This is a genomic window from Sphingomonas sp. GC_Shp_6 (genome assembly GCF_026540835.1).
Taxonomy (GTDB): domain Bacteria; phylum Pseudomonadota; class Alphaproteobacteria; order Sphingomonadales; family Sphingomonadaceae; genus Sphingomonas.
The window spans coordinates 281047-298890 of the sequence record NZ_JALNUO010000003.1 but is presented as its reverse complement, the minus strand read 5'-3'; the positions used below and the strand labels follow the sequence as shown (position 1 = coordinate 298890).

Genomic DNA, 17844 nt, shown 5'->3' with positions numbered 1-17844 from the left:
GGTCACTTGCGCCACGCGCACCCGCAGCATCATGCACGGGATCGGACGCAACGCCGTTGAAAAGCGTTTCAGAACTGTTAGACAGGCGGTGAACGGACGATCGATCCGAACAGGCGGGGACCCCATGAGTTACGTCGGCGCGAAGCCCAAGCCGTCCGGGCGGAATCCATCGATGCGCGTGCGGACGATCGTCGCGCTGGCGCTGAGCTATGCGACGCTCGGCATCCTCATGAACAGCGTCGGCGTCGTCATCCTGCAATCGATCGAGCATCTGGGCGCGACCAAGGTGATGGGTTCGGGTCTGGAGGCGTGCAAGGATCTGTCGGTGGTGGCGGCCTCCTTCTTCCTCGCGACCCGCGTCGCCGCGTTCGGGTTCCGGCGCGCCATCATCGGCGTCCTGATGCTCATGGCGGCGACGTGCCTGATCGTGTCCACGCTGGGCAGCTTCACCGCCATGCAGGGCCTGTTCGTCATGACCGGCCTGGGCTTCGGCATCGTCAAGGTCGCCACCTATGCCACGATCGGACAATTGGCGCGCGATCCGGCGGAACATGCCGGCATCACCAACACCGTGGAGGGCGCGTTCATGGTCGGTGTGCTGGCCGGCATCTGGATCTTCTCCTGGTTCGTCGGTGGTGGCGCGTGGCTGCATGTCTATTGGCTGCTCGCGGGGCTGTGCGGCGTCAGCGCACTGCTGTGGGCGACGGTGTCGCTGGGCGAACCGGCGGCCCGCGCCGCATCGTCGCAGGCCGGCTGGCGCGAGATGGCGACGCTGGCGATGCTGCCGGCCACGACGATCATGCTCGTGGCGCTGTTCTTCTACGTGCTGATCGAACAGGGCGTGGGAAGCTGGCTGCCGACCTTCAACCGCGAAGTCCTGCATCTGCCGACCGCGATGAGCGTGCAGATGTCGACGATCTTCCTCGCCTCGCTCGCGCTCGGCCGGCTGGCTTCGGGCTGGCTGCTGCGGCGCCGGTCGTGGCTGTTCGTGCTGCTCGCCTGTCTCGGCGCGATCGCGGTGCTGATCCTCGTCTCGCTGCCGCTCGCGCGCGGCGTCGTGCCGCGTGCCGATATCGGCTGGTCCGACGCCCCGGTCGCGGCGTTCCTGTTTCCGCTTCTGGGGCTGTTCATGGCGCCGATCTATCCGACCGTGTGTTCGGTCGCGCTCAGCGCCTTGCCACAGGCGCACCACCCGGCGATGATCGGGCTGATCGTGATCTTCTCCGCACTCGGCGGCACGATCGGATCGTTTCTGACCGGGCTGCTCTTCCAGCACCTGTCCGGCGCGCTCGCCTTCTATTTCCTGCTCGTCCCGATCGGCGTGATCGCCGCGACCCTGCCGGTCATGCGCCGACGCCAGCGCGACGCGGCGGCGGTGGGCGCATGACGCCGCCGGGCCCGGCCGCGCTGTTCGGTCCGATCTTCACGGCCGTTCAGGAACGCGCGCTGTTCGCCGATTCGAAGTCGTTCGCCGATGCCGTGCCGCGACGCCCGCTCGCGGACATCCTGCGCGCATGGGACGCGGCTCCACCCGCCGACGACGACGCGCTGCGCGCTTTCGTCGCGCACCATTTCGAACTGCCCGCCGACGACCGCGAAGCCGTGCGCGGCGAAGCGCCGCTGGTCGACCATATCCGCAATCTCTGGCCGGTGCTCACCCGCGCGCAGACCCAGGCCGCGCCGCAATCCTCCGAGATCGCGATGCCGCGGCCGTTCGTGGTTCCCGGCGGTCGCTTCCGCGAGCTCTATTATTGGGACAGCTATTTCACGCTTCTCGCGCATCGACGGCTCGGCAACCCACAGCCGATCGAGGACGCGATCGCGAATTTCGGCAGCCTGCTCGACCGGTTCGGCCACATCCCCAACGGCACGCGCACCTATTATCTCGGCCGTTCGCACCCGCCGGTCTTCTATCTGGTTGCGGGCCTGTCGAACGCGCGAGGCGAGGCGGCACGGCGCCAGCGTCTCCAGTGGATGCAGACCGAGCACCGCTTCTGGATGGCGGGGGCCGAGAGGTTGCAGCCGGGCGAGGAGCATCGCCGCGTCGTGCGGCTGGCGGACGGCGCGGTCCTCAATCGCTATTGGGACGATCAGCCTTCCCCGCGGGACGAATCCTGGCGTGAGGACGTGGCGCTGGCGGCGGAGGCCCCCGACCGGGACAGCGCGACGCTATGGCGCGACGTTCGCGCCGCGGCGGAGAGCGGCTGGGACTTCAGCTCGCGCTGGCTGGGCGATGGTCGCACGCTGGCGACGATCCGAACCACGCGCCTGATCCCGATCGATCTGAACTGCCTGCTGCACGGGCTGGAGCAGGCGATCGCCGACGAGGCCGAAGCGCTGGGCCATGCCGCCGACGCCGCAGCGTTCGCCGACCGGGCGGCCAAGCGCGCGGCGGCGATCAACGCTCATCTCTGGAACGCCGCGGGCGGTTTCTACGCCGATTACGACATCGATGCGGCGCGGGTCTCCAACCAGCTCACCGCCGCGTGCGGCTTTCCCCTGTTCACGGCCGTCAGCGACGCGGAGCGGGGCGCGATCTCGGTGCGCGCGATCGAGCAGCTTTTGCGCGACGGCGGCATCGTGACGACGCTCGACGAGACCGGCGAGCAATGGGACGCGCCGAACGGCTGGGCGCCGCTGCAATGGATCGTGGCGCAGGGATTGCGCCGTCACGGCCATATCGCGCTCGCCCGGACCATCGCCGAGCGCTGGTCGTCGATGGTCGAGCGCAACTACCGTGCAAGCGGCGTCCTGCTGGAAAAATACGACGTCGAACGCGGACGCCCCGGCAGCGGCGGGGAATATGTGGCGGAAATCGGCTTCGGCTGGACGAACGGCGTGACGCTCGCGTTTCTCGATCCCTGACCGATCGCTGCCGGGGCGCGATCCCGCGGGATCTCCGTCGAAGGCGGTCGCTGCCTATCCTCCGCACGACGTTGCAGCACCGGACCGAGGGCAAAGGGCTGAAGGCGCGCACCGTCTTGCCGGCCGTCGAGCGATGACGAGCCGATCTATGCCGGCGGCATGGTGTCTTCGTTCGCGGTCGAGGCGAGTGGCATCGAGAAGGTGAACCGCGTCTCTTCGTCCGACGAGGTCACGCCGAGCGCGCCGCCATGGGCCTTGGCGATCTCGGATGCGATGTAGAGACCCAGTCCAAGCCCCTCCTGGCTGGCACGCACCTCGCCACGCACGAACGGCTGGAACAGTCGCGCCATGGCGTCCGGCGGAATGGCCGTGCCGGCGTTCGCCACCGATATCGTCAGCACGTTGTCGGCGGTGGTCGCGCTCAGGCTGACGGGTGCGTCCTTCGCGCCGTGGGTCAGCGCGTTTCCGAGCAGGTTGGATGCGAGCTGTCCGAGCCGGGACGGATCGCAGTCCACCGGCAGCATCGTGCCGAAACGCACGTCGATGACGCGGTGAGGCGAGGAGAGCCGCAGCTCCTCCGCCACCTGCGCCAGCAAGGGGGCGATGGCGACCTGCCGTCTGACGTCGAGCGGGGCGCCGCCGCCCAGCCGGCCGCGCGCGAAGTCGAGTACGTCGTCGATCAGCGCAGACATGCGCGCGACACTGCCCTCCACCAGCTCGACCACGCGAAACCCGTCCGGGCCAAGCCGTTCCCGGCGCCTCAGCAGCCGCATGCCGGCCTCGATGGACGCGACGGGATTGCGCAAATCATGTCCGAGAACGGCGATGAACTGCTCGCGCAGTTCGGCGGTATCGACCGCGGCAGCGAGCAGGGTCTCGCTCGCCCTGCGCGCCTCGACAAGCTCGTGTTCCCAGCGACGCCGCTGCCCGGCCTTGACCAGCACGAGCCGGTAGTGGGGACGCCCGCTCGATCCCACATGCTCGACGCCGTGCGCGAAAACCGGGATGCGTTCGCCGGTTCTCGCCTTCAGCTCAAGCGCCAGTTCCTCGATGCGTCCCTGAAGGCGCAGCATCGGCGCGCCATGCGTCTCGAAGAAGATGCGCGTCCCGACCGTGAGCAGATCGGCCAGCCGCTTGCCGGCCAGCTCGGCGTGGCTGAACCCCGTCCAGGTCGCGAGCGTCGCGTTGACCTTGAAGATGCGCCCATCGTCCAGCATCGACAGATAGCCGCAGGGTGCATCGTCGTAGAGGTCGGCGAAATCCTCGACCGGCAGGGCCGGGACCGGCGGATCGCCCGTCTCAGACAAAGGCGCGGATCGCGGCGATCACCTGATCGGGTGCGCTGAGGTTCGGGCAGTGGCCCGAGGCATCGAGCAACTGCATCCTGCTGTTCGGGATCGCCCGCTGAACGAACTCTCCGACCGCAACCGGCGCGATGGCGTCATCCCGGCATTGCAGCACCAGCGTCCTCGCGCGGACGCCGCCCAGATCGGATCGATTGTCCGACGTGAAGGTCACGCGGGCGAACGCCGCGGCCAGCGCCGGATCGGTACGGCAGAAGCTCGCTTCCAGCTCGTGCGCCAACTCGGGCCGATCGGCATTGCCCATTATCGTCGGCGCCATCGTGGCGGCCCAGCCCATGTGATTGTTGGCCAGATAGTCGAGCAGTTCGTCGATCTCATCCGCCGCGAAGCCACCGACATAGTCGTCATCGTCTATGTAGCGTGGCGACGGACTGACGAGCACGAGGTCGGAGAAGAGCCTGGGCTGGGCGGCCGACGCCAACACGCCGATCATCGCGCTGACCGAGTGGCCGACGAAGACGGCATCGCGCAAGTCCAGTGTCTGCCCGAGTTCGATGACATCCTCAGCATAGCCGTCGAGCCTGGCATATTTGGCGGCATCATAGGCCGACAGATCCGACGAACCCGCACCGACATGGTCGAACAGCACGGTACGATGGCTGCCGCGAAACGCCGGTTCGACGAACCGCCACATGTTCTGATCGCAACCAAAGCCATGCGCGAAGACCATGGCACGCTCGCCCGCGCCGCCGATGGTGACATTGTTTCGAGCGATCGTATTCATGGTGTCGCCCTCTCACGCGCCTGCGCCGCTTACGAGGATCGGGTTCGCGAGGAAAGGGGATCGTTCGCGGGGCGTATCGTCTCATCCGCGAGGATGGAGGAGCGGCCCCGGCATAGCGTCAGAACAGGCCGTCGTCATCCTCGTCGAACAGGCCGTCGTCGCTCGAAACGCTTCCGACCGGCGACATGCCCGCAAGCAGAAACTCGTCATGCACGCCACGCTCCTGCGCCATGGTGTACAGGTCGGCGATCCGCGGCAGCAGGTCGCGCAGCACCGCATCCGCGCGATCGGGCAGGGCCGTGTCGTCGCCCGCCGCAAGGGCGAGCGACGAACCCGCCTGCCGGATGGCGTCGCTCAGCGCCAGTTCGTCGGCAAGCTCGGCGCTCGTCTGATCGATGATCGCGATCACTTCGTTCGCATCGTCGCTGCCCCGGCTTACCCCGCGTTCGGTGCGCCGGCAGCCATCCCCGATCGTGCTCAACGCCTCCGACAGCGCTTGCGAGCCGTCTATCCGTTCCGGCCCGCCCTGGGCGGCTTTCATCGACACGCCCACCTGGGTCAGCTCGTGGATCGGCCCCATCACGCCGTCCAGCGCGGTGCCGAGCCGGTTGGCATAGACGTCGACCTCGCTCGCGATCACGGCGACGGCCTTGCCGACATCGCCGAACCGGCGACACATCAGGCGCGTGTTGATGGCGATGTCCTGCACGTCGAGCCGGATGCGCCGGATCCGGTCGGACCGGGCAGCCAGCGCGTCCACGGCTTCGGTGATCGCCCCCACCATCACGTGCGAGCGCCGGTCCGCCTCGTGGAGCTGCGACGTCAGCCGCTCGACATCGCCGATCCCGTGTTCCAGCCGCTGGAGGAAGTTGCGCCCCTCGTCGGCGTTGCCGTTTTCGATCAGCGACAACAGGCGCGCGGTATCCGGCGCCAGCTCGCCGAGCGAGCCCACCAGCAGGCTCGCCTCGCGATCGAAGTCCGTCGCGATCGCCGCGAGTTGCGCGTCGAGCATGCGATAGACATGCGCGACGACCGCATGCTCGGCCGCGCCGTCCCCAGTTGCCGGCCGGGCATCGAGCATCTGGAGCGCGGCCACGACATGTTCGAGCCGCTGGCGCGTGCTGTCGCCGACCTGGAGCGCACCCAGGATCGTCGCCACCCGGCCCTGAATGTCGCGGGCGATCACGCTGACGCGCCGTGCGGCTTCGGCGACGGTTTCGAGATGCGCGTGCAGTTCCGCCGCATCGCCGGCCAGCTTGCGCGGCACGTCGGGCGCCACCTTGCCGCATTCCGCAGCGAGCAGCCGTTCGGCCTGATGCGCGGCCGCGACCGCGGCGGTCAGCCCCTTCAGGACGAGCTGGAAGGCGTCGAGTTCCTGTTCCCCCACGCCCAACGTCCGCGTCATGCCGTCGACGAAGACGACGAACTGATCCGCGCCCGATGCCGCGATCTTGATGTTGACGCCGTAGATCCGCAGCACCTGGAGCGCATGGTGCATGTCCACCACCTGTTCGCGCAGCGACTTGGTCATCGCCGACACGGTCGCCAGATCGGCCGTGCGCTCCGCTTGGGCGATGGGCAGCGCGGCGAGCCGTTCCGCCACGTCGCCCAGATCGCGCACGGCGGCCCCCGCCGCCCGCTCGTCGAGCGCCTTGGTCACATCGTCGAGCGCGTCGATCACCCGGCCGATCGCCGTCACGGCGGTGGCGAGCGTCGTGCCCGCACGCAGGAAGCGGGCATCGAGCCCGGCGGCGAGATCGGTCAGATCCTTCTGGACGCCGGTCAGCAGATCGGCGGCGCCTTCGCCATCGATATGGGTCAGATACATGTCGTCTCTCCTGGTCGGGCGGGCGCCGCGGGGCGGTGGCGATGCTGCCACGTCATCGTGCCGCAGCCTGCAGCAGCTCGCGCGCGATGTGGTTCAGCGGGGCGATCCGGTCGGCGGCACCGCGCGCGATCGCCTCCTTGGGCATGCCGAACACGATGGAGCTGGCCTCGTCCTGCGCGATCGTGCGGGCACCGGCCTGTTTCATCTCCAGCAGACCGCGCGCGCCGTCGTCGCCCATGCCGGTCATGATGATGCCGACCGCGTTGGCGCCGGCGTTGCGCGCCGCGGACCGGAACAGCACGTCGACCGACGGGCGATGGCGCGAAACCAGCGGTCCCTCGCGCACCGCCACCACATAGCGCGCGCCCTGGCGTTCGAGCATCGTGTGGCGCAGCCCGCCCGGCGCGATCAGCACATGGCCGCGCATCACGGTGTCGCCGTCCTCGGCCTCCTTCACGTCGACCTCGCACAGCCCGTTGAGCCGCTTGGCAAAGGCCTTGGTGAAGCTTTCGGGCATGTGCTGGACGATGACGATCCCCGGCGCGTTGGCGGGCAGCGCCTCCAGCACCTCGCGCAGCGCCTCGGTGCCGCCGGTGGAGGCGCCGATGCAGACGACCATTTCCGTCGTGCGGCTCATCGCCTTGCCGCTGGGTGGCGGCAGCACCGCGTCGGCGGTGAGCCTGCGTTGCGGGGCCTGGGCCTGGGCGCGATCGCCGCTTCGTTTCGCCTGCACCCGCGCCCGTGCGGCCCCCTTCACCGTCTCGCGGATCATCATCCGCGCCTCGGCGAGATGATCGGCCACGCCGATGCGCGGCTTCAGGATCACGTCGACCGCGCCCGCCTCCAGCGCCTGGAGCAAGGTCTCCGATCCCTCCTCGACCAGCGACGAACACATCACCACGGGCGTGGGGCATTGGCTCATCAGCTTGCGCAGAAAGGTGACGCCGTCCATCCGCGGCATCTCGACGTCGAGCGTGATGACGTCGGGCACCTCCTCCTGGATGTAGCGCGCCGCCGCGAACGGGTCGGCGGCGGTCGCGATCACCTCGATCTCGGGATCCTCCTGGAGGATCGCGGTCATCACCTGGCGGACGCTCGCGCTGTCGTCGATGACGAGAACCCGGACCTTCTTCATGTCAGTTCCGTTCGAATACGGTGTAGGAGACCGGTCTGACCGGCAGATCGAGCCCCGCGATCGATTCCGAATGGCCGAGAAACAGATGGCCGCCGGGGCGCAGGCACGCGCACAGCCGCCGGACGACGGCTTCCTGCGTGGCGCGGTCGAAATAGATCAGCACGTTGCGGCAGAAGATCACGTCCATCGGCGCGCCGACCGGATAATGGTCGTCCATCAGGTTGAGCGGGGCGAAGCCGACCGCCGATCGGAGCGCGGGCACGATCCGGACGCGATCGTCGCGGGGGGCCAGCGCGCGGGTGAGATAGCGGTTGCGCAGGGCAGGGGGCACGGGCTCCACCAGCGCGGCGGGATAGATGCCGCGGCGTGCGGTCTCCAGCACCTCGGTGTCGATGTCGGTCGCCAGGATGCCATAGTCGATGCCGTTCGCCTGCGCGAACCGGTCGAGCAGCATCGCCATGGTATAGGGTTCCGCACCCGTCGAGCACGCCGCGCTCCACGCCCGCAGCCGACGCCGGCCGGTCGCGGCGAACGCCGGCAGCACCGTATCGACGAGAAAGTCGAAATGGCCCGGCTCGCGAAAGAAGTCGGTCTTGTTGGTGGTTACGGCGTTGATGAGATGGCCGGTCTCGGCATCGTCGGCTTGGCCGCTGAAGAAATGGTCGCAATAGGCGTCGAGCGTCGCGCACGCGGTGTCGCGCAACCGCCGACGCAGGCGGCCTTCCAGCATCACCGCCTTGGTCAGCGGCATCTTGATTCCGGTCCGGTCGAAGACGAAGGCGGATAGGCGCGCCAGATTCTGCGGGCTGAGCCGATCGACACCGGTGCGGGCGATCATGAGGGTCGAGGCAGCGGACATGGGAGCGGTTTCCGGTCGATCGGCCAAAGGGATGGTTCCGGAACGCCCCGGCCGGCGCGGCGCGGGGCCATGCTCCGACCGGGGCCGGGTCAGGCGGCGACGCCAAGCGCGGCGACATCGGAGTCATCGGCAGCGAAGATCCGCGCGATGTCCACCAGGACGACGAAGGCGCCCGCGTCGCGGACGACGCCCTGGATATAATCGGAACGCCACCGCAGCCCGATATCGGGCGCGGCCTCGATCCGGTCGGCGCTGAAGGTCGCGACCGCCAGCACGCGATCGACCACCAGCCCGAGCGCCACCTGCCGATCGGCGAGCGGGACATCCACGATCAGCACGCGCGTGGCCAGCGTGGGTTCGGCGCGCGCCAGACCCAGCCGTGTGCGCAGATCTACCATCGGCACGCCCTGGCCGCGAACGTCGGTGAGGCCGAGCATCCAATCCGGCCCATGGGGGACGCGGAAGGCGGGCGTGTAGTCGAGGATCTCGCGCACCATCGTCACCGACAGGGCGAAGACCTCGTCGCCCAGGCCGAAGGTGACGGCCTGGACCTGGGCGGCGGCGCTCATGCGGCCTGGCCGAATTCGGCGTCTTCGTCGTCCGGGCCACCCTGCGCCAGATCGAGCGCAAAGCCGCGGACTCGCGCCTGCTGGTCACCGACCGAACCTGCCCGCGCCTTGCCGGCGGGTGCGGGCTTGGCCTTGGCGGCCGCCTTCACCTTGGCAGGCGCCTTGCGGGCCGACGCCGGCGCCTTGCGTGCGGCGGTCACCGGCTGCACCCGGGCGTCGCCATCGTCGACCCGGAAATAGGCGATGCTGGTCTGCAATTCCTCGGCCTGACCCGCCAGCTCTTCCGAGGTGGACGAGATCTGTTCCGAGGCGCCCGCATTCTGCTGGGTGACGGTGTCGAGCTGCTGGATGGCCTGGTTGATCTGACTCGCCCCGATATCCTGCTCGCGGCACGCCGCGCTGATCTCCGCGACGAGTTCGGCGGTCCGGCGGATGTCGGGCACGAGGCGCGTGAGCATGTCGCCCGCTTCGGCCGCGGCCTTCACCGTCTCCGTCGACACCGAACCGATCTCGGCCGCCGCGGTCTGACTGCGCTCGGCCAGCTTGCGCACCTCCGAGGCGACGACCGCGAAGCCTTTGCCGTGCTCGCCGGCGCGCGCCGCCTCGACCGCCGCGTTCAGCGCCAGCAGGTCGGTCTGGCGGGCGATCTCCTGGACGATGCCGATCTTCTCGGCGATGGTGCGCATCGCGCCCACCGCCTTGTCGACCGCCACGCCGCTCGCCTCGGCATCCTTGGACGACTGGCGCGCGATCTTTTCCGTCTGCGCGGCGTTGTCGGCGTTCTGTTTGATGTTGGCGGCCATCTGCTCCATCGATGCCGAGGCCTCCTCGGCGGCGGCGGCCTGTTCGGTCGCGCCCTGCGAGACCTGCTCGGACGAGGCCGAGAGCTGCTGCGACCCCGCTGCCACATTGGCGGCGGCGGCGGATGCGTCACCCACCACGCGACGCAGACGCTCCACCATCGCGATCAGCGCATGGCCCAGCTTGTCCTTGTCCGACAGCGGCGTGTGATCGACCGTCAGGTCGCCGCCCGCGATCGCGTCCGCCAGCGAGGCGCTCATGCGCAGGTTGGTTGTCATGCGGTTGACGGTGGCGACGAGGTCCTTGATCTCGTCGTTGCTCGTCACCGTGACGTCCTGATCGAGATCGCCGATGGCCACGGCATCGATCGCGGCCCCGATCCGCTTCAGGCCCCGCGACACCAGCATGGAGATCCACAGCGCTCCGGCGACAGCGACGAGAATCGCGAGCGCCGCGGCGGCCAGCAGCGTCGCGCGGGCCTGGGCATAGAGGGCGTCGGTGTCCAGGTCGGCCTGGTGCATCTGCTGCTGGAGCAGAGCGACGACTTCGTCGGCGGACGCGGTGAGTTCGAGCGCGGCCTTTCGCGCGTCGGTGATCGAGAGCCGGCCCGCTTCGGCGTTCTCGTTTTTCATTCCGAGCGCACGGATCCGATCGTTGATCGCCTTATAGACATCCCATTCCTGTTGCATCTTGAGCCACAAAGGCTTGCTGACGGTCGCGGAGGCGATGCCTTCGCCGAGAAGCGTCTCCGCCTTCTTGCGATGCTCGGCGCTCTGACGGTCGAAGTCGCGCGTCAGCGCCTCGTCGGTCGTCAGCGCCATGTTCTTTTCGAGCCGCAGGACGAGGCCCAGTTCGATCTCGAATTGTTGCGCCACGTTCAGGCGGTGCGCAGGCCCCCCGATGACTTCGGTGATAGCCGAGTTGAGGCTGCTCATCCGGGTGATGCCGACGCCGACGACGGCCAGCATCATCAGGATCAGGATGCCGAACGTGGCCCCCAGTTTCATTTTGATGGTTGCACGCATTGTAGTTCCCCCCAAAGGACAGATCAGTGAATGGATCGCGGTGCGACGGGCTCGCCCCGTGTGATCGCGTCGAAGATCGCGTGGAGATCGGGCAGCACGACGATGTCGCCTGCGCCGTGGCGCACCAGCGCGCGGACGAAATCGCGGCGCCAGCGCAGGCCCACCACCGGCACGTCCTCGCTCGATTTCGCCGCGAAGGTCGCGACCTCATGGACCTTGTCGGTCTTGAGCCCGGCGGTGACCGCCTCGCCGTCCAGCATGATCTCGATCACGACGATCCGGCTGTCGACCGTGGCGTCGGAGGCCGGAATGCCGAAGGCGAGCCGCAGATCGGCCAGCGGGATGATCTTGCCGCGGAAGTTCACGACGCTGGCGAACAGCGCGGGCGCGCCCGGCACCCGCGTTTCGGGCATCATGTCCAGGATCTCGCGCACCAGCACCGCCTCGACCGCGAAGCTCTGGCCGCCCAGATCGAAGACGAGCACCTCGAGTTCGCCGTTCGTCCAGTCCTGATGGGCGACGACGCCCGTTTGGATCTCATCCGGCTGCACGGCGGCTCTCCTCGTCGGGTTGGGCGAGCGTCACGAGCTGGGCGATGTCGAGGATCAGCGCGACCTCGCCGTCGCCCAGGATCGTGGCGCCGGCAAAGGTGGCGGCATCGCGGTGGAGCGACGACATCGGCTTGATGACCGTCTGGTGGTTGCCGACGATCTGGTCGACGACCAGCCCGACGCGGCCCTGCGCGGTCGTGACCACCACGATCTTCTGATAGGGATCGGGGCGGGTATCGGTCGCGAACAGCTCGCGCAGCCGCACGAACGGCACGAGCCGCTCGCGCAGGGTGATGAGGCTGCGCCCGCGGTGGCGCATATCGTCTTCGAGGCTCAGCTCCAGGCATTCCTCGACCGCGGTCAGCGGGATCACGTAGCGGGCCGCACCCACCCGCACGAGCAGCCCATCGATGATCGCGAGCGTCAGCGGGATGCGCAGCGAGATCGTCGATCCCGCGCCGTCAACCGACTGGACGTCGATCGACCCCCGCAACCCCTCGATGGTGCGTTTGACGACGTCCATGCCGACGCCCCGGCCCGACAGGCTGGTGACCTGCGCGGCGGTGGAAAAGCCGGGCGCGAAGATGAGCTGGAGCAGTTCCTGTTCCGTCAGCGCCTGACCGGGCTGGATCAGCCCGTTGGCCTCGGCCTTCGCGCGGACACGCCCGCGATCGATGCCGCGCCCGTCGTCGCGGATCGTGATGACCACCTCGCCGCCTGCCTGATGCGCCGACAGCCGCACCGTACCGGCGGCCGCCTTGCTCGCGGCGGTGCGTTGGCCCGGCTCCTCCAGCCCATGATCGCAGCTGTTGCGGATCAGGTGGACCATCGGATCGAACAGCCGCTCGATCACCGTCTTGTCGACCTCGGTCGCTTCGCCGTCGGTCGCGAGTTCGATCGTCTTGCCGGTGTCTCGCGCAAGATCGTGGATCAGCCGGCGGAAGCGCCCGAACAGCGAGGCGACAGGCACCATGCGCAGCACCATCATCGTGTCGCGCAATTCGCCGGCCAGCCGCTCGATCTCCTCCGATACCGAGCGCAGCACCAGATCGTGGCAACCATGCGCGAGCTGCGAAAGGCGGCTCTGCGCGATCACCAGTTCGCCGACGCGGTCCATCAGCGCGTCCAGCCGCTCCGCCGGAACGCGGACGGTTTCCTCCGTCCGGGCGGCTGCGGCTTTCGCGGTGGGGGTGGGCTGATCCGGCGCCACCGGCGCGGGGGCGGCGGGGATCGCGGCCTCGAGCGGCGCCACGATCGCGGCGGGTTCGGGCATCAGGGATTCGATCGCCAGCACCATGTCGTCCATGACGAAGATGAAGACGTCCTCGATATCGTCCCGCGTCGCGTCGCCGAACAGCGTCGCGTTCCAGCCGACATGGCAGTGGGTGGGATCGAGATCGGCGAGCGCGGGGATGCCGCCGGTGTCCGCAACGATCGTGCAGTCGCCCAGCGTGCGCAGTTCCTCGAGCAGGACGAGCGGATTGGTGCCGTTCGCCATGGCATCGGGCGGCAGGCGGAAGCGGATCTTCCACCCGCGCCGCACCTCGGATCCGGCCGCCATGCACGGTTCGGGCGCGGTATAGGCGGCACCGTCGATCGCCGCCTGGAGCCGCGCGAGGATCGCGTCGCCATCCGCAGTAGGCGCATCGCCATCCACCAGCGCCCGCATATGATCCTGCGCGGACAGGATCACCGCGACCAGCTCGGCGGTCGCTGGCACCTGGCCCTTGCGCACGCGGTCGAACGCGCTTTCGCAATGATGGGTGAAACCCGCCAGCGCGTCGAAGCCGAACATCGCGCCCGAACCCTTGAGCGTATGCAGCCCGCGAAACACCGCATTGACGAGATCGTGATCGTCCAGCCGGTGGCCGAGATCCAGCAACCCCTGCTCGACCTGATCGAGCAGTTCGGCGGCCTCGACCCGAAAGGCGGCGACCGGATCCTCGGCGCTCACCGTCCGAGCACCTTGCGCGCGACCTTGACGAGCTGGTCGGCGACGAAGGGTTTGACCAGCCAGCCGGTCGCGCCGGCCGCCTTGGCCTGGGCCTTCATGTCGGCGTCGCTTTCGGTGGTCAGGAAGATGATCGGCACGCCGGCCTGGGCGGGCTGCTTGCGAAGCTCGCGGATCATCGTCAGGCCGTCCATGTTCGGCATGTTGAGATCGGTGACGATCAGGTCGAACTCGGCGTCGGCCGCCTTAGCGAGACCCTCGACGCCGTCGCACGCCTCGGTCACGGCATAGCCCGCGCCGGTGAGCGCGATGCGGATCGCCATGCGCAGGCTGGCGCTGTCGTCGACGGTAAGGATAGAGGCGCTCATCGCGGACATTCTCCGTGGAACCAGAAATGGGCAGAGGCGGGATCGGGCTGTGCGGTGAAGCCGGCCCGATCGAGCAAAGCGGTGAGGACGGCATTGGCGGGCTGCGCGAGCGTCAGCGCCGTGCCGCGCCGTTCGGCTTCGATACGCGCGGCCGTGACCAATTGGACGAAACTCAGATCGGCGGCCCTTATCGGCGATGCATCGATGACGATGTCCGCACCCGCGGCCAAACCGTCGGACAGCTCCGCGTGCAGGTCCGCGACCGACTGTATGGTGACCGCCTCTGCGGTCCTGATCTCTGTTGCCATGTAACCCCCGTCCGTGCCGAGGTCCGGGGATAGCGGAGACAAGTTAATAACCCCAAAACGGTTTCTATTCATCGGCGCCGAAAGGCGAGCGTTATTGTTCGTTGTTTGTGGGCGGAGCCGCCGATCGGAATAGACGAACCGAAATGAACAGATCTCTTCAGGTCGAGATCAAGGCGATCGGGCGAAAGGGCGCCGGGAACAAGGGCTGTTGTGTCCTTAATCATGGAGGCTTTTGAAGGGCTTGGGAGACATGCAGGTCACCTGTGACGGAAAGCGATTAGCCGCCGTCGGCAGGGGCTCCACGGGACAAGGCCGAGCGGTGTGTTCATCCGGTCGAATGCAAGAATGAACTGCCCGTCAGTCGCTGGACCGTTCGTCGGCGACGACGCGGGGCCGGGGGGGGGCGGCTAAGACCGTCCCGTCGGGATGATGAAAATGGAATTCGGCTAATCGGCCCGCTACGTCTGTCCGATGGCTGTACGGGCAGCATATTGATGCCGCCATCAGCGCACCCGATCGAACAATCGCTACACAGTTGCACGCGATCTACACACGCCAGTGATCGAAAGCAGCCCCACTGCTGCCGGGGTCATGTCGATAAGGGTGCTGAAAACAACGGCTTGACCGCTGGAGGCCCGACCGGGAATCGAACCCGGGTGCGAGGATTTGCAGTCCTCTACGTCACCACTCCGCCATCGGGCCTCGATTGCGTGGGAGGCGCGCGTTTGCGTGCTTTCTGCCGCCGCGTCAACGCCGCTGGGGGAAAAGTTCGCACTTTTTGTAGGCGAGTTCGCAATCACGCGCGCGCCTCCAGCTTTTCGCCGGCCCGCTTGGCAGCCTTGCGCTGCTCGATATACTTCATTGCCATCTGGTAGGTGCGGTGGCCCAGGACGGCCGAAATCTCGGCGATCGTGCAGCCCGCTTCCTCCAGGCGAGCGGCCGCTGCGTAGCGGAGGCCGTGCATGGTTCGATGCGGCATTTCCTCAATCGCCTCGATCGCGCGGGAAAGTGCCTGCGACAGGCTCCCGCCGTTGTAGGGCTTGTCGGCCGCGCTGAGCGACATGACGACGGCGCGCTTGCCACCGGTCGCCTTCAGGCGGTCCAGGTGGTCTCGCAGTCGGGGATGGCAGTAGATGTCCAAGAACTCGTCAGTCTTGTCCTGACGGACGCGGATGGTCGATCCCTTGTAGTCGTTCCACGTCATCGCCACGACGTCAGAAGCACGCTGCCCGGTGTAGAGAGCGAGTAGGACGGGCGTCAGGGCATGAGCGGGCGCCTTGTCGAGGAACAGTTCGATCTCTTCATCCGACCAGGGCACATAGGGGTTGACCTTGTGCTTCAGCTTCTTGAGCCCCTTAACGGGGTTGAAGCCCTCGGGCACAAGCTCGCTCTCGTCCGCCCAGCTATAGAGGCGGCTCGTCATCTGCCGGATCTTGTCCGCCTTGCGGGGCGTGTCGCTGTAGGCATCGCGGACCGCTTTGATCATGCGCCGGGTCGTTAGCGCGAACGGCTGGTCACCCAGCTCAACTACGATCAGATCGCAGGTGCGCTCATAGTCGTCGCGGGTTTCGGAAGCGAGTGCGCGGAACTCTGCGCTGGTGAGATACTGGCCCACCAGCCATGCCCAGGACGTTCGCGAAGGCGCCGCCTTCGGCTTCGCGTTGGCCAGCGCCAGCAGCTCAGCGTAGCGCGCGTGGAACTGCGCGTCGCCGGGGGAGCCCGGCAACGCAACGTCCAGTTCGGCGCGCCGGAAGCGCCAATATGTCCCTTTGACGCGGTAGGTATATTTGAGCGCCTTACCCACGGCGGCGCTTCTGAAGGAACGCCCGCTCGACATCGGCCGATTGCGCCGACCGCTCTTCCGGCGTGAGGGGCTGGCCTGCCAGGTGATCGGCGAAGCGATCGAGCGACTGCCGATCATAGACGACGCACGCGCCGATATTCTGGGGAGTGATAGCCAGTCCCCGGAATGTCGATGCGCTCACACCCAGATACTGCGCGGCAAGGTCGATGCGCATCAGGCGCGGCCAGTGGGGGAGGGTGGCACGATCAGCCATCGCGACCTTCCTCGTCCAAGCTAAATCCGTTCAGCAGATGCAGCATGCGAGTCCATGCGTTGCGGAGGGCCTGCCCGAGGGGCAGGACCGTTTCCGGTAGCTGGAAGCCGGCGAGGTCAGCGATGTACGCGCTGTCCGGCCGGGCTCGCGTCGGGAAGAAACCTTCAGCGACGAGACCGGCGGGTCCGCGATTGACCAGTCGCAGCTGTTTGGCGTCGAACATAGGCAGGCGGGGGCGCAGGCTCCCGCTAGCGCCCCATTCGTCCAGCTGCGCTTGCGCGAAAAGGTCCTCGAACTCGGAAGCGATCTCGGGCTCGATCAGGTCAAGCCCGCTGAACAACGCGTCCGCCATGTTGCCGGCGCTGATCGCGAGCCGGAGCGCCGTCAGCTTGCCGATGTCAGCGCAGGTGAACATTCGCGTCGATCCCTGCGCCACCTGAGGAATGCCGAGCGCTTCGTACCGGTTGATCCAGCCGGTGATGGTCGGACGTGGGCGCGCCAAGATCGAGGACACCTGTCCGGCGGTGCAAACGGGCTGCATGTAGGCCGGGATCATCATTCCGTCGCTCATCATTACCTCACTTGTTGAGGCTTGATTAGCTAACAGCTGATCAGGTGTAAATACCCCGCCCAAAGTTTTATGGCTGGCGATGCATTCGCGATCGATCAGCCGCGCCAGCTGGCGTTCGCCCCAATCGCTCGGGCCGAACGCCAACAGGTCTAGGTCGTTGGTCATGCGAGGAACCGCTTTACGTCATTAAGTAGCGCTTCGCGGTCAGCTTCCCACATTTCGTCGTTGCTTAGGGCGAGTTGCAATTTGAACGCCAACGCCCATGCGTCCGGCGCATCGGTGGCCATAAGAGCGGCCCGTGACCGATCTTCGGTGTCATACAGCCCGTCCATGTGTTTGCTCATGGCCTGCCACTGAGGGCTCGCCTCCGCTGCCCTTCGGCGTTCCAGCCACTCTCTGTGCGCTCTCGCGGCCGCCTTGGCTTGTGTCCGGTATGGTCCAATAGGATGCGGGATCGTCTCATCTTCGAGCGAGACCGGCACTTCGCACTCATGCCCATTCGAGGCACGATGGATGAAAGATAACCGTGGCGGCTCGCCCACGACCGCATCGAAGCAATCCCACGCAGGCTTGAACGTGGTCTCGAAATAATCGGCCGAGCTGGCGGCCGAATGCTCGTAAATGGCGCAGAGACGATCCCAAGGCCGCATCGCGGGCGCGACGGCTTGAAGCGGACCGTTGATAGCGAATGCTCCGACACCCGCGCCGGCGACGATCGCCAATAGACCGCGCCGGCTCGGGGCGGAAATTTCCTCGGGGATTTCGGATGACGCACGTCCGGCGTCGGCGCTAAGGGCGCGAGTAGCCATGATCGATCTCCAGATGATCGGTTGCGGTTAGAGCCGGGTGCGAGGTTGCCTCCTTGCCT

General features: G+C 67.4%; 17 protein-coding genes and 1 tRNA gene. 2 read left to right on the top strand and 16 right to left on the bottom strand.

Going from position 1 to position 17844, the window contains the following annotated elements:
- Positions 1 to 124 precede the first annotated feature (124 nt).
- Positions 125 to 1387, top strand: a complete 1263-nt coding sequence (locus OXQ95_RS05895) for an MFS transporter (RefSeq protein ID WP_267380563.1) — start codon at positions 125 to 127, stop codon at positions 1385 to 1387.
- Positions 1384 to 2865, top strand: a complete 1482-nt coding sequence (locus tag OXQ95_RS05890) for a trehalase family glycosidase (RefSeq protein WP_267380562.1) — start codon at positions 1384 to 1386, stop codon at positions 2863 to 2865. Before OXQ95_RS05895 ends, OXQ95_RS05890 begins: the two co-directional genes overlap by 4 nt.
- 146 nt (positions 2866 to 3011) lie before the next feature.
- Here OXQ95_RS05890 and OXQ95_RS05885 read toward each other — a convergent pair whose 3' ends face one another.
- The 16 genes from OXQ95_RS05885 to OXQ95_RS05810 all read right to left on the bottom strand — a co-directional run bounded on the left by OXQ95_RS05885 (position 3012) and on the right by OXQ95_RS05810 (position 17785).
- The gene (locus tag OXQ95_RS05885) at positions 3012 to 4172 is read right to left on the bottom strand and encodes a HAMP domain-containing sensor histidine kinase (protein WP_267380561.1); all 1161 of its coding nucleotides are present in this window, start codon (positions 4170 to 4172) and stop codon (positions 3012 to 3014) included.
- The gene (locus tag OXQ95_RS05880; protein ID WP_267380560.1) at positions 4165 to 4953 is read right to left on the bottom strand and encodes an alpha/beta hydrolase; all 789 of its coding nucleotides are present in this window, start codon (positions 4951 to 4953) and stop codon (positions 4165 to 4167) included. Before OXQ95_RS05880 ends, OXQ95_RS05885 begins: the two co-directional genes overlap by 8 nt.
- 118 nt (positions 4954 to 5071) lie before the next feature.
- Positions 5072 to 6781, bottom strand: coding sequence for a hypothetical protein (locus tag OXQ95_RS05875; protein WP_267380559.1), 1710 nt, complete (start codon positions 6779 to 6781; stop codon positions 5072 to 5074).
- Between the two features lie 52 nt (positions 6782 to 6833).
- Positions 6834 to 7916 (bottom strand): chemotaxis response regulator protein-glutamate methylesterase, encoded by a 1083-nt coding sequence (locus OXQ95_RS05870; RefSeq protein ID WP_242095350.1) that lies wholly within the window; start codon positions 7914 to 7916, stop codon positions 6834 to 6836.
- Position 7917: 1 nt separating this feature from the next.
- Positions 7918 to 8775 (bottom strand): CheR family methyltransferase, encoded by an 858-nt coding sequence (locus OXQ95_RS05865; RefSeq protein ID WP_242095351.1) that lies wholly within the window; start codon positions 8773 to 8775, stop codon positions 7918 to 7920.
- A gap of 89 nt (positions 8776 to 8864) precedes the next feature.
- The gene (locus OXQ95_RS05860) at positions 8865 to 9344 is read right to left on the bottom strand and encodes a chemotaxis protein CheW (protein ID WP_267380549.1); all 480 of its coding nucleotides are present in this window, start codon (positions 9342 to 9344) and stop codon (positions 8865 to 8867) included.
- On the bottom strand, positions 9341 to 11152 hold the full coding sequence (locus OXQ95_RS05855) for a methyl-accepting chemotaxis protein (protein WP_267380547.1): 1812 nt from the start codon (positions 11150 to 11152) through the stop codon (positions 9341 to 9343). The genes OXQ95_RS05860 and OXQ95_RS05855 overlap by 4 nt, the downstream gene beginning before the upstream one ends.
- Before the next feature lie 41 nt (positions 11153 to 11193).
- Complete coding sequence (locus OXQ95_RS05850) at positions 11194 to 11721, bottom strand: chemotaxis protein CheW (RefSeq protein WP_242095354.1); 528 nt, start codon at positions 11719 to 11721, stop codon at positions 11194 to 11196.
- A complete protein-coding gene (locus OXQ95_RS05845) occupies positions 11708 to 13675 on the bottom strand; it encodes a chemotaxis protein CheA (RefSeq protein WP_267380544.1) in 1968 nt (655 codons plus the stop codon). Before OXQ95_RS05845 ends, OXQ95_RS05850 begins: the two co-directional genes overlap by 14 nt.
- Entirely contained in the window at positions 13672 to 14040 is a 369-nt protein-coding gene (locus OXQ95_RS05840; RefSeq protein ID WP_267380542.1) for a response regulator, read from the bottom strand. Before OXQ95_RS05840 ends, OXQ95_RS05845 begins: the two co-directional genes overlap by 4 nt.
- Positions 14037 to 14348 (bottom strand): STAS domain-containing protein, encoded by a 312-nt coding sequence (locus OXQ95_RS05835; protein ID WP_267380540.1) that lies wholly within the window; start codon positions 14346 to 14348, stop codon positions 14037 to 14039. The genes OXQ95_RS05840 and OXQ95_RS05835 overlap by 4 nt, the downstream gene beginning before the upstream one ends.
- A gap of 628 nt (positions 14349 to 14976) precedes the next feature.
- A tRNA-Cys gene (locus OXQ95_RS05830) sits at positions 14977 to 15050 on the bottom strand.
- Between the two features lie 94 nt (positions 15051 to 15144).
- The gene (locus OXQ95_RS18790; RefSeq protein ID WP_267380538.1) at positions 15145 to 16152 is read right to left on the bottom strand and encodes a tyrosine-type recombinase/integrase; all 1008 of its coding nucleotides are present in this window, start codon (positions 16150 to 16152) and stop codon (positions 15145 to 15147) included.
- On the bottom strand, positions 16145 to 16405 hold the full coding sequence (locus tag OXQ95_RS05820) for a hypothetical protein (RefSeq protein ID WP_267380536.1): 261 nt from the start codon (positions 16403 to 16405) through the stop codon (positions 16145 to 16147). Before OXQ95_RS05820 ends, OXQ95_RS18790 begins: the two co-directional genes overlap by 8 nt.
- On the bottom strand, positions 16398 to 17141 hold the full coding sequence (locus OXQ95_RS05815; protein WP_267380534.1) for a hypothetical protein: 744 nt from the start codon (positions 17139 to 17141) through the stop codon (positions 16398 to 16400). Before OXQ95_RS05815 ends, OXQ95_RS05820 begins: the two co-directional genes overlap by 8 nt.
- Positions 17138 to 17785, bottom strand: coding sequence for a hypothetical protein (locus OXQ95_RS05810; protein WP_267380532.1), 648 nt, complete (start codon positions 17783 to 17785; stop codon positions 17138 to 17140). The genes OXQ95_RS05815 and OXQ95_RS05810 overlap by 4 nt, the downstream gene beginning before the upstream one ends.
- Between the last annotated feature and the right edge of the window lie 59 nt (positions 17786 to 17844).

Coding starts and splice junctions, on each gene's coding strand:
- OXQ95_RS05895 (WP_267380563.1), top strand. CDS start 125: ATGAGTTACGTCGGCGCGAAGCCCAAGCCGTCCGGGCGGAATCCATCG.
- OXQ95_RS05890 (WP_267380562.1), top strand. CDS start 1,384: ATGACGCCGCCGGGCCCGGCCGCGCTGTTCGGTCCGATCTTCACGGCC.
- OXQ95_RS05880 (WP_267380560.1), bottom strand. CDS start 4,953: ATGAATACGATCGCTCGAAACAATGTCACCATCGGCGGCGCGGGCGAG.
- OXQ95_RS05875 (WP_267380559.1), bottom strand. CDS start 6,781: ATGTATCTGACCCATATCGATGGCGAAGGCGCCGCCGATCTGCTGACC.
- OXQ95_RS05870 (WP_242095350.1), bottom strand. CDS start 7,916: ATGAAGAAGGTCCGGGTTCTCGTCATCGACGACAGCGCGAGCGTCCGC.
- OXQ95_RS05865 (WP_242095351.1), bottom strand. CDS start 8,775: ATGTCCGCTGCCTCGACCCTCATGATCGCCCGCACCGGTGTCGATCGG.
- OXQ95_RS05860 (WP_267380549.1), bottom strand. CDS start 9,344: ATGAGCGCCGCCGCCCAGGTCCAGGCCGTCACCTTCGGCCTGGGCGAC.
- OXQ95_RS05855 (WP_267380547.1), bottom strand. CDS start 11,152: ATGAAACTGGGGGCCACGTTCGGCATCCTGATCCTGATGATGCTGGCC.
- OXQ95_RS05840 (WP_267380542.1), bottom strand. CDS start 14,040: ATGAGCGCCTCTATCCTTACCGTCGACGACAGCGCCAGCCTGCGCATG.
- OXQ95_RS05835 (WP_267380540.1), bottom strand. CDS start 14,348: ATGGCAACAGAGATCAGGACCGCAGAGGCGGTCACCATACAGTCGGTC.
- OXQ95_RS05820 (WP_267380536.1), bottom strand. CDS start 16,405: ATGGCTGATCGTGCCACCCTCCCCCACTGGCCGCGCCTGATGCGCATC.
- OXQ95_RS05815 (WP_267380534.1), bottom strand. CDS start 17,141: ATGACCAACGACCTAGACCTGTTGGCGTTCGGCCCGAGCGATTGGGGC.
- OXQ95_RS05810 (WP_267380532.1), bottom strand. CDS start 17,785: ATGGCTACTCGCGCCCTTAGCGCCGACGCCGGACGTGCGTCATCCGAA.